Below are 11,566 nucleotides of genomic sequence, written 5' to 3' on the forward strand. Positions count from 1 at the left end.
ACGCGGCGTTGTCGCACGTGCACGTCACAAAAAAGTTTTAAAACAAGCAAAAGGTTACTACGGAGCACGTTCACGTGTTTACCGCGTAGCTTTCCAGGCTGTTACTAAAGCGGGTCAATACGCTTACCGTGACCGTCGTGCTAAGAAACGTACTTTCCGTCAATTATGGATTGCACGTATCAACGCTGCTTCACGTCAAAATGGTCTGTCTTACAGCCGTTTTATCAATGGTCTTAAAAAGACATCTGTAGAAATCGATCGTAAGATCCTTGCAGATATCGCTGTTTATGACCAAGTTGCATTCGCAGCGCTTGTAGCAAAAGCAAAAGAAGGCCTAGCGGCAGCTTAAGTTTTTATACAAGTTTTAAAAAAGGAGCCTTGGGCTCCTTTTTTTGTGGCTGTTATTTAGTGTCAGCGTCTTCTTCTCAGCATATCCTGAGCATACTGATACGCTTACGGTTATATGTGTAGCGTATAACTGTGTAAAGCACCGCCCGTTGCTGCCTTAAGTTTATTATTATTGTAAGGTGCTTCACACAGGACTAATTTGGCCGAATATGTAATTGGCTGCTTTTTTTTGTTGAATCACCGCAGATTCCTCATATAAAAATATCGACTTGATATAATTTATAAATTACTGAGGTTGTTAGAGAATTTTATGTTTGCAAGTTTATTGGTGTTATCAGCGAGTATGGCGTACGACAGTCATTTACCGCCTTTGCTGCCGTGGCAAGGACAAAGTGTGTCATTAATGCAGCAGCAGGGACCGTTAACCACCGACTTTGAACTTTCAGCAGGTACACATTCACCGAACTACAGCGATACCATGGCGTTTGTGGATAGATTGGTGGCGGCTAACCCGACACAATTTAAAGCACAAACCATTGGCTACAGTAATAGCCAACGCGCAATAAAAATGCTGGTAGCCAGTGAGCAGGGATTATTTGAGCCAACACAAATAGCCCACAGCCCCAAACCAACAGTGTTGATACAAGCAGGGATCCACGCCGGCGAAATTGACGGTAAAGATGCCATGTTTATGTTACTCAGAGACATAGCAACGGGTAAGCGTCGCGACATACTGGCCAATGTCAATCTGTTATTTATTCCGATCCTAAATGTTGATGGTCATGAGCGTAGCAGTGCCTTTAATCGTATTAATCAACGTGGCCCAGCTAAAATGGGCTTTAGAACCAATGCGAATAACCTCAATTTAAACCGCGATTATACCAAGTTGGATACGCCAGAAATTAACAGCGTGCTAAAGGTTATTAATCAGTACAGTCCGAATTTATACATTGATGTGCATGTGACCGATGGCGCCGATTATCAATACGATGTGACCTATGGCTATAACCCCGTGTTTGCAAGTGAATCACCTGCTGTGTCAGACGCATTAAACCAATACTTCAAGCCTGTAATCGATGATAAATTAACAGCATACGGGCATATTCCTGGGCCACTGGTGTTTGTGATGGATAAGCGTGACTTTAAACAGGGCTTAGCGGGCTGGGTCGCGACACCGCGTTATTCAAATGGTTGGGGGGATTTAGCCTCTTTACCCACTATTTTAGTCGAAAATCATTCGCTAAAACCGTATAAACAGCGGGTTTTAGGCACCTATGTATTTTTGGATGGCGCGATCAGTGCGTTATCGCAACACAGTGAAAAACTACTCACGGCGGTTAAAAAAGAGCAGGCGTTTATTCCCAAGCAACTGATAGTAAAACGCGGTTATGCAAAACAGCCCAATAACATTGCCTTTAAAGGCATTCGCTATTCATCAACCATGAGTGAGTTATCGGGCCAAAAAGAAGTGAAATACTTAGGTGAAAAGCACGATTATGCGAACTTGCCTATTTATTGGCAAAAAGAAGTGCTGCATACAGTGACAGTCCCTAAAGCGTTTTTTATTCCGCCGGTCTATGGCGACATCGTGGCGAAACTGCAATTGCATGGCGTGAATGTGACGCAACTTGCAGGTGCGCACACCCAGCCATTAAAACAGGCTAAAGTGACTCACTACGAATTTGCTGACGCACCATTCGAAGGGCGCTTTCGTGTCAGTGCCGAATTTACTTATCAGCCAGCGACCAATGTTGATTTAACTGGCTGGTATCGGGTTAATACTCAGCAACCGCTAGGGGAATTAGCAGCGCACTTACTGCATCCCGAAGCCCCCGACTCATTTTTTGCGTGGGGCGAGTTTAATACTATTTTTCAACGTACCGAATATATGGAAAACTATGCGTTGTTGCCTTATGCGCGAAACATGCTCAAAGATAACCCAAAGTTAGCGCTCGAATTTGATAAAAAAATTAGTCAAGATGATGCCTTTGCTAAGGATGCTGACGCGCGCTTAAATTGGCTCTATGAGCAGAGCCCCTTTTATGATCAGGCGTACTTAAAATATCCCATATTAATGGCGTTTGATACCCAACCTGAACTGGCAGAGCAAAAAGATAAAGAAATTTGAGATGCAGATAATAACGATTCCCGTGACCCCTTTTGCGCAAAATTGCCGCATTATTGCTTGTGAACATACCCGCTTAGCGGTGGTAGTCGATCCCGGTGGCGATTGCGAAAAGATTACCGCCAAGTTAACTGAGCATGGCCTAACCTTAACGGCTATTTGGCTTACCCATGGTCATTTAGATCATGTGGGAGCGGCTGAGCAGTTACGGCAACAGTTTAATGTTAACATTATCGGCCCACAGCAAGACGAGCACTTTTGGTTTGAGAACTTACCTATGCAAGCACAAATGTTTGGTTTTGCTCCAGTGACGGCGTTTTATCCCGATCAGTGGTTAGCCCATGGTGATGAAATAACCGTCGGTGAGCTGCGCTTTAGCGTGCGGCATTGCCCAGGGCACACCCCTGGTCATGTGGTGTTTTATCAATCACAGCAACAATGCGTGATTGTAGGGGATGTCATTTTTAATGGCTCAATAGGGCGCACAGACTTTCCAAAGGGTAACAGTGAGCAATTAATTGCCTCAATTAACTCACAGATCCTCACCTTACCCGATAATACGCGAATACTTGCAGGCCATGGTAGTGACACCACGGTAGGGCATGAAAAACAAACCAATCCGTTTATTAGCGGTCGTTATGGCTAGTATTTTCGTTGATTTACGCACAGAAAAACTAAAAATATGCAGACGGCTTTTTAAAACCTATGTATAATTTAGCCAGTTTATCTGATAAATAAGAAATAAAATGTCTCTAAATCACGTTGATCGCCAAATATTGGCACTTTTACAACAAGACGCGAGTTTGTCGACAGCAGAAATTGCGGATAAAGTCGGCCTGTCACAATCACCTTGCTGGCGCCGTATTGCTAAACTAGAACAAGACGGCTATATCAAAAGCAAAGTGGCATTGCTGGATGAGAAGAAGCTCGGTTTTGATATGCTGGTTTATGCCCATGTGCGTTTATCTAACCATGGCAAAAAGAATTTAGCTGAATTTGAAAAGTTGATCTTAAGCTACGATGAAGTCACCGAATGCTATACGATGGCCGGTACCATGGACTTTATGCTGCGTATTATTTCGCAAGGTATTGAAGGGTATGAGCATTTTGTGCGTGATAACTTGCTAAGCTTAGAATATGTACAAGAAGTGCATTCTAATGTCACCATGACTTGCGTTAAGCGCAGTACCGCGCTCCCTCTGTAACGCATTTACATTATATAGGCTAAGCAAAATCCGCTTAGCCTAGCTGCAAGCAATTGTTAACCGAACGCTAATTTGATAGAATTCAGCGTTTTTTTAGTTACCCATTCACAACAAACACTTGAGGAACTCAATGTTTAACTTACTCAGCAAGGCGCCAAGCTCTGCTAAAAACGATATTTTATCTGGATTAACGGTGGCACTTGCCTTAGTCCCAGAAGCTGTTGCGTTTGCCTTTGTAGCAAATGTAGAACCTTTAGTTGGTCTATATGCCGCGTTTATCGTTGGTTTGATCACGGCTATTTTCGGTGGCCGTCCGGGTATGATTTCGGGTGCAACCGGTGCATTAGCGGTGGTAATGGTAAGCTTAGTGTTGGATCATGGTGTGGAGTATTTATTTGCCACCGTGTTGTTAATGGGCATACTGCAAATACTGGCCGGTATTTTTAAGCTCGGTAAGTTTATTCGGATGGTGCCACACCCGGTAATGCTTGGTTTTGTGAATGGCTTAGCAATCGTCATCTTTTTAGCGCAATTAGGGCAATTTAAAGTGCCCGATGGTATGGGTGGGCAACAATGGATGACAGGCAACCCACTGTACATCATGCTTGCGTTAGTGGCGCTAACGATGGCAATAATTCACTTTTTACCTAAGCTGACAACGGCAATTCCATCTTCATTAGTGGCCATTGTAACGGTTACCGCATTGGTGATGGGGCTTGATTTAGAAGCGCACACGGTACTTGACTTCTTAAAAGGCATGACTGGCAACGAAGCGGCAACCATCGCTGGCGGCTTACCGCAGTTTCATATTCCTATGGTGCCGTTTAACTTAGAAACACTGTATATTATTTTCCCTTATGCGTTAATTTTAGCGGCCATTGGTTTAATTGAATCGTTATTAACATTAAGCTTAATTGACGAAATCACCGAAACGCGTGGCCATAGTAATAAAGAATGTATTGGCCAAGGCGCTGCCAATGTAACGTGTGGCTTTTTTGGTGCTATGGGTGGCTGTGCCATGATTGGTCAGTCGATGATCAATATTAATTCCGGTGGTCGTTCGCGTTTATCGGGCATTAGTGCTGCACTGATGCTGCTGGCGTTTATTATTTTTGCATCGAGCTTAATTGAAATGATCCCACTGGCTGCACTTGTTGGTGTGATGTTTATGGTGGTATTGGGCACCTTTGAATGGGCCAGCTTTAAAATGATGAAACGCGTGCCCCTGTCTGATGCGTTTGTGATTGTACTGGTGTCGGGTGTGACCGTTATCACCGATTTAGCCATTGCCGTGTGTGTGGGTGTTATTGTATCGGCCTTGGTATTTGCCTGGAAACATGCGAAACATATCTTTACCACCAGTTATATTGACGAACAAGGTGCGAAAGTTTATGAATTACATGGCCCATTGTTCTTTGGCTCAGTGAAAAACTTTATTGAATTATTTGATGTTAAAAATGATCCAAAAGATGTGATTGTGGAATTTAAAAATAGTCGTGTTGCGGATCACAGTGCCATTGAAGCCATTGATAGCCTTGCAGATAAATATAACAAAGCGGGTAAAAAGCTACATTTACGCCACTTAAGCAGGGACTGCACGCAGCTACTACATAAAGCGCGTGATTTAGTCGAGGTGAATGTGATAGAAGATCCAACTTATAAAGTGGCCTCGGATAAGCTAGCGTAAGCATAAATATGTGATCATCTGTGATGCACACTAAAAAAGCGAAAGGTTAACGCCTTTCGCTTTTTTATTGCGCCGCTGATTGTTAACCCGCTTGCTTTGCGGTAAGCGTGGTAAAAAGCAAGACAGTTGGTAGTGCGAACGGTTTATATAACTAGCTATAATGGCAGTAAATTTACGAGGTAATGATTTATTTTGAATTGGCAATCTTTGATCGATAACAGACAACGTTTTTTCTGGCTGCTGCAAGTAGCAGGCTGGGTGGGTTATGCGTTGGTAAATTATATCGGCTCTAAAGTATTTGAAATGCGTGATATTTACGTATTTGTTATTTTATTAAATGCCTACGCAGGCTGCTTAATGACCGTGCCGCTGCGCTATATTTATCGAAAAGTATGGCATGCTTCGCCGTGGATTTTAATGCTGGTTGTGTTTAGCGCCTCGTATATTACCGGTACCTTGTGGGCGGTGGTGCAAAAATTTAATTTATGGGAAATATACCGCCATGGCTATCGACCTGAAGAGTGGTTTTATTACTTACAACAAGGCTTAGATTCGGTTTACATTATTTTATGTTGGAGCGGCTTATACTTTGGCGTTAAATATTATCAGCTATTACAAAGTGAACGACAAAAAGCGTTGAAGGCCACCACCATGGCTCACGAAGCTCAACTAAAAATGCTGCGTTATCAGTTAAATCCGCATTTTCTTTTTAATACCCTGAATGCCATTTCGACGTTAATTTTGGTAAAAGAAAATAAAGATGCTAACTTGATGGTGTCTAAATTAAGTGACTTTTTACGTTATACCCTCAATACCGATCCAATTAAAAAAGTGCCGTTAGAGCAAGAGTTACACGCCTTGATGTTATACCTTGAGATAGAGCGGGTGCGCTTTGACGAACGCTTACAAGTAAATGTAGACATTAGTGAGCAAGCTAAGCAGGCACTGGTGCCAAGCTTAATTTTACAACCCATTATTGAAAACGCGATTAAATACGCCATAGCGCATTTAGAACATGGTGGAATAATCGACATAAAAGCACAAGTTTTTGCTAATGAATTATTACTGGAAGTAGGTGATAATGGTCCAGGCACAGAACTTAATCATGGCCAATTAGTCAATGCGCAAGGTGTCGGTATAGCCAATACCAAAGATAGATTAAAAACACTCTACGAAAATAATTATTCGTTTGTATTATCGCATAATACGCCAACTGGGTTAAAAGTTAACTTGCGAGTACCGTTTGAAAAGGCAGTGAACAAATGACAAGAATAAAAACACTTATTGTTGATGATGAGCCGTTGGCACGTAAAGGGTTAGCGGTTAGGCTGGAAGAGTTTGCTGATATTGAAGTGATCAAACAATGCAGCTCAGGGGCAGAAGCCATAGCTATTTGTAAAAGTGAAAAAATAGATTTAGTGTTCTTAGATATTCAAATGCCAGGTATGAATGGCTTTGAAGTGGCGCGGGCGCTCAGTGAAAGTACCCGCGTATTACCAGCGATTGTTTTTGTGACTGCTTTTGATCAATTTGCGGTAAAAGCATTTGAAATACACGCTTTAGATTACATTTTAAAACCCGTTGATGATAACAGATTAAAACAGGCGGTAGAAAAAGTGCATACATATTTAAAAACGCAGCAAGATAATGCCCATAAGAAAAAATTAGCCAGTTTTGTTGCCGGTATTACTGGTAATAATTGTGAAGAAATACTAAAAAAATTAGCCACCGGCGATACCTTAACCGACCGTCGCTACCCTGAGTCACTGGCGGTTAAAGAGCAAGGTGAAATAATTCGCGTACCGGTGGTGACCATACAGTGGGTCGATGCGGCAGGGGATTATATGTGCTTGCATTGCCAAGACGGACAAACGCATATATTGCGTAAAACCATGAAAGAGCTTGAGCAAGAGTTAGATCCACAATTATTTGTCCGTGTACATCGCAGTGCCATTGTGAATACTAAACAGATCAGTAAATTAGTGACGCAGATCAGTGGCGAATATTTACTGGTGTTAGAAAATGGCCAAGAGCTTAAAGTTAGCCGCAGTTATCGCGATAAAGTTAAAGCAGCACTGGCAAGTTAATATGTTGCAAGATAATTTAAGTTAAAACAAAAAATGCGAGCTTAGCTCGCATTTTTTTGCTTGGTGGAGTATCTATTAGCTAACAGTGACAATTTTCATAGTGTTAGTTGCACCCACTGTTTCCATGGCATCGCCATGGGTGATGATCACGGTATCGCCCGTTTCTAATGCACCTTGCGCTACCAGTGTGTTCAGTGCCGCTTTGATCATGCCATCTTTTTCAGTTTTGGTTGAATCAAAAAACACCGGATAAACGCCGCGATATAAAGCGGTTTGACCCAATGTACTGGCATGACGCGATAACGAATAAATCGGTAAGCCGGAGCTAATACGCGACATTAATTTAGCGGTGCTGCCTGATTCCGTTAGTGTCACAATTGCCTTAACCGAATCTAAGTGATTTGCAGCGTACATTGCTGATAGGGCGATTGACTCGGCATTACTAGAAAAACGGCTATCTAAGCGGTGCTTAGACACATGCGTTTCTTTTTGTGACTCGGCGCCTAAACAAACACGTGCCATCGTAGCCACTGTTTCTTCAGGGTAATCACCGGCTGCAGTCTCTGCAGAGAGCATCACTGCATCGGTGCCATCAAGCACAGCGTTGGCCACATCCATGACTTCGGCGCGAGTTGGCATGGGGTTATCGATCATCGATTCCATCATTTGCGTTGCCGTAATAACGGTACGGTTTAACGAGCGAGCACGGCTAATAATGAGTTTTTGCTTACCCATTAGCGCAGCATCACCAATCTCAACACCTAAGTCACCACGGGCAACCATCACCGCATCTGATGCTAAAATAATGTCATCGACTGCGGCTTGTGTTTCAACCGCTTCAGCCCGTTCAATTTTAGCCAATAGCTGTGCTTTTGAGCCTGCCGCTTCGGCCAATGAACGCACATAGCGCATGTCGTCACCGCTGCGTGGGAATGACACTGCAATGTAATCAACATCAATCTCGGCTGCAGTGAGTAAATCTTCTTTGTCTTTTTCGGTAAAGGCTGGAGCAGTTAAGCCACCGCCTAAACGGTTGATGCCTTTATTATTAGACAGTACCCCACCGACAGTCACTGTACAGTGTACTAAATGGTCCACCACTTCATTAACGCGCAACTGAATAAGGCCATCGTTTAATAACAATAAATCGTTAGCGGATACATCGTTAGGTAATTCTTTGTAGTCGATACCAACAGCGTTGACATCACCTTGGCCTTTTTCCATTTTGGCATCGAGGGTAAATTTGGCACCCACGTCCAGTGTTACTTTACCTTCTTTAAAGGTCGAAACACGAATTTTTGGCCCTTGTAAGTCGGCTAGAATAGCCACATGGGTGCCGAGTTTGTTGGCAATGTCGCGCACTGCTTGTGCGCGGTCTTTATGATCTTGTGCTACACCGTGCGAGAAGTTTAACCGTACAACATTGGTGCCGGCACGAATGATTTTTTCTAAGTTGTTATCTCTATCAGTAGCTGGCCCAAGTGTCGCGACTATTTTTGTGCGTCTTAGCATTAAATTCTCCTGTATGCTTAGTTTTAAGCAGTTAGACGGTTATTTTTTTGTTACACCATACACAGTAACAAATTTTTTGTAGTTATAGGCAATTTTAAGACTATTGCCACTATTATAAACAAAACGAATATGCGATCATTATGACACCGGTGTCAGGGGGCGTCAATGCTCTATATATTTTTAATCTAATGACTATTTCTCCCCCTGTACGCGCTGTTGTTTGCTATAATCGCCGCGTTATTCAAGTATGCTTTTTTGCTCATGTCTGTGTATGAGTATAATGCACGCGGTAAAATATTGATTTAAATTAACTAACCAAATAGTTGTTACCGAGGAGGGCACTAAATGCAGGTTGCATTAGTAGGGTTAGGCGTTATGGGGAAAAATCTTGCCCTAAACTTAATTGAAAAGGGCATAACGCTGGTCGCTTATGACAAAAACCCGAATGCGGGGGAAGAGTTATTAAGCTGTGCTAAGTCTGAAGGCTTAGCCGATAAGCTTCATATAGTTTCAGACTTAGGAGACATGGTTAGACGCCTCGAAGCGCCCCGGTCAATTTTATTACTTGTTCCTGCCGGCGAATTAGTTGATGCGGTCTGTAATGAACTGGTTGAAGCTGGCGTAGAATGTAACGATATTATCGTCGATTGTGGTAATAGTAATTATAAAGATGGTATTACGCGTAAGCTAAAATTCCAAAATAAATTTGAGTTTGCCACTATGGGTATTTCAGGCGGTGCTGAAGGTGCTCGCCATGGTCCTGCCATGATGGCAAGTGGCTCTGAAGGTGGCTGGGAACGCGTTGAGCCATGGTTTACAAAGGTTGCTGCAAATTATAAGGGCGAATCGTGTTTTGCTCGTGTTGGTCAATCTGCCAGTGGTCACTTTGTAAAAATGGTTCACAACGGGATTGAATATGCGCTGATGCAGCTTATTGCTGAAGTTTATCAATTACTGCGTCACGGCACAGGTCGTTCACCCAAAGACGTTGCCGACATTTTTAATGACTGGTCACAAGGCCATTTAAATAGTTATTTACTGTCTATTTCAAGCCATATTTTGTCGCTTGAAGACCAACAAAATGTCCCCTTAGTTGACTTAATTGATAATAAAGTAGGCGCTAAAGGAACTGGTCTTTGGACTGCACAAAATGCCCTCGAACTGGGTATTGCCGTGCCGTCGTTAGTAGCAGCAGTGCAAGCCCGTCATTTAACCAATGTGTATGATACTACCGCCGCGCAAGAGATGACCTATGCAAGTAGATCAACCACGCAAGTGGACATTGATTTAGAGGAACTTAAAGACGCCTTTACCCTTGCCAGCTTATTAGCGTATCGCCAAGGTTTAGCGCTAATTAAAGGGGCATCTCGTACTCATCAATGGAAAGTAGACTTAGCGAAAACACTGCAAACCTGGCGTGCTGGCTGTATTATTCGAGCCGACTACCTCGATACGGTAGCGCAAGGGGTGGAATTTATTGATACTCTGGATAAAGAAGTGTTGGCACTGCGTAAAATTACGGGTCAAGCGATGATGACCGGCTTAGCCTTTCCAGTATTGAGCTCATCGCAAACCTATTTTGCGACGTTAACCACGCCAAGTAATGGGCACTTAGTGCAAGCTCAACGCGATTATTTTGGTGAGCACGGGGTTAAAACCCATCACGGCGAAGTGTGCCACTTAACCGACTTAGTAGAAATAGACGCTAAAGTACGTTAAGCGATGATACCACTAAAAAGGCACGCTATTTTGCGTGCCTTTTTGCGTTATAGCCGGCAATTAACGGGTGAGCTCACCGCGGAGATTGTCTTGCATTAAATGGCGAATAGTTTCCACCTCTAGCTGTTGGCTCAGTAAGTAATGCAATTTGGTTAAGCAGGCTTCTAACGTCATGTCATAACCGCTGATCACACCAATATTCAGCAGTGCATTGCCGGTGGCGTAGCCGCCCATGTTGACGTGGCCTTTTAAGCATTGTGTTAAATTAATTATGATCATGCCACGCTTACTTGCTTGCTCTAAAATAGCTAAAAATGCCGGATCTTGTGGCGCGTTACCCACACCAAAACTTAATAATACCAGTGCTTTGATATTACCAGTGACTAAGCTTTGCACCACGTCTTTGCAAATACCTGGGTATAAATGCAGCACACCAATAGGCTGCGCGGTAATATTAGTGACTTGTAATTCATTGTCTACATATGGACTGAGCTGCCCTTTGAGTAGCTGAATATTAATTCCTGAAAGCGCTAAAGGCTCTAAGTTAGGAGAGGCAAAGGCATCGAAGCCATCGGCATGGGCTTTGATCGCACGGTTACCGCGAAACAGCTGATTATTAAAAAATAAACTCACTTCCGCTATTGGGTAGTTGGCCGCTAAATACATGGCATTGAGTAAATTAACTTGACCATCTGAGCGCAATTGCGACAGCGGTATTTGCGAGCCGGTAACAATAATCGGTTTGGTTAAATTTTCAAACATAAAAGACAGCGCTGATGCGGTATACGCCATAGTGTCAGTGCCATGTAATACCACAAAACCATCGTAATCTTGGTATTTGCTTTTGATATCATCGGCAATCAGCTGCCAATGGGCAGGGGTC

10 protein-coding genes are annotated in these 11,566 nt (G+C 43.1%); 8 read left to right on the forward strand and 2 right to left on the reverse strand.

Annotated features, from left to right (window positions below):
- The 7 genes from rplT to ABYB02_RS09910 form a co-directional block, all read left to right on the forward strand.
- The coding region (gene rplT, locus ABYB02_RS09880; RefSeq protein ID WP_372762298.1) for a 50S ribosomal protein L20 at positions 1-349 on the forward strand (349 nt) is incomplete at its 5' end.
- Positions 350-658: 309 nt separating this feature from the next.
- On the forward strand, positions 659-2,476 hold the full coding sequence (locus ABYB02_RS09885; RefSeq protein WP_372762299.1) for a M14 family metallopeptidase: 1,818 nt from the start codon (positions 659-661) through the stop codon (positions 2,474-2,476).
- 1 nt (position 2,477) lies between these two features.
- On the forward strand, positions 2,478-3,119 hold the full coding sequence (locus ABYB02_RS09890) for an MBL fold metallo-hydrolase (protein WP_372762300.1): 642 nt from the start codon (positions 2,478-2,480) through the stop codon (positions 3,117-3,119).
- 100 nt (positions 3,120-3,219) lie between these two features.
- Positions 3,220-3,678 carry an Lrp/AsnC family transcriptional regulator gene (locus ABYB02_RS09895; protein ID WP_008110469.1) on the forward strand — a complete coding sequence of 153 codons (459 nt, stop codon included), beginning with the start codon at positions 3,220-3,222 and terminating at the stop codon, positions 3,676-3,678.
- Between the two features lie 130 nt (positions 3,679-3,808).
- On the forward strand, positions 3,809-5,365 hold the full coding sequence (locus ABYB02_RS09900) for a SulP family inorganic anion transporter (RefSeq protein WP_372762301.1): 1,557 nt from the start codon (positions 3,809-3,811) through the stop codon (positions 5,363-5,365).
- 192 nt (positions 5,366-5,557) lie between these two features.
- Positions 5,558-6,631 (forward strand): sensor histidine kinase, encoded by a 1,074-nt coding sequence (locus tag ABYB02_RS09905; protein WP_372762302.1) that lies wholly within the window; start codon positions 5,558-5,560, stop codon positions 6,629-6,631.
- Positions 6,628-7,452 carry a LytR/AlgR family response regulator transcription factor gene (locus ABYB02_RS09910; protein WP_372762303.1) on the forward strand — a complete coding sequence of 275 codons (825 nt, stop codon included), beginning with the start codon at positions 6,628-6,630 and terminating at the stop codon, positions 7,450-7,452. The genes ABYB02_RS09905 and ABYB02_RS09910 overlap by 4 nt, the downstream gene beginning before the upstream one ends.
- 75 nt (positions 7,453-7,527) lie before the next feature.
- Here ABYB02_RS09910 and pyk read toward each other — a convergent pair whose 3' ends face one another.
- Positions 7,528-8,964, reverse strand: coding sequence for a pyruvate kinase (gene pyk / locus ABYB02_RS09915; RefSeq protein WP_372762304.1), 1,437 nt, complete (start codon positions 8,962-8,964; stop codon positions 7,528-7,530).
- Between the two features lie 345 nt (positions 8,965-9,309).
- Here pyk and gndA point away from each other — a divergent pair, with 345 nt between their 5' ends.
- Positions 9,310-10,683, forward strand: a complete 1,374-nt coding sequence (gene gndA, locus ABYB02_RS09920; RefSeq protein WP_372762305.1) for an NADP-dependent phosphogluconate dehydrogenase — start codon at positions 9,310-9,312, stop codon at positions 10,681-10,683.
- Between the two features lie 60 nt (positions 10,684-10,743).
- Here the strand turns inward: gndA and ansA are convergent.
- On the reverse strand, positions 10,744-11,566 hold an 823-nt coding region (ansA, locus tag ABYB02_RS09925; RefSeq protein WP_372762306.1), incomplete at its 5' end, for an asparaginase.

The sequence above is a fragment of the Pseudoalteromonas sp. genome, from assembly GCF_041613455.1.
Classification (GTDB): domain Bacteria; phylum Pseudomonadota; class Gammaproteobacteria; order Enterobacterales; family Alteromonadaceae; genus Pseudoalteromonas.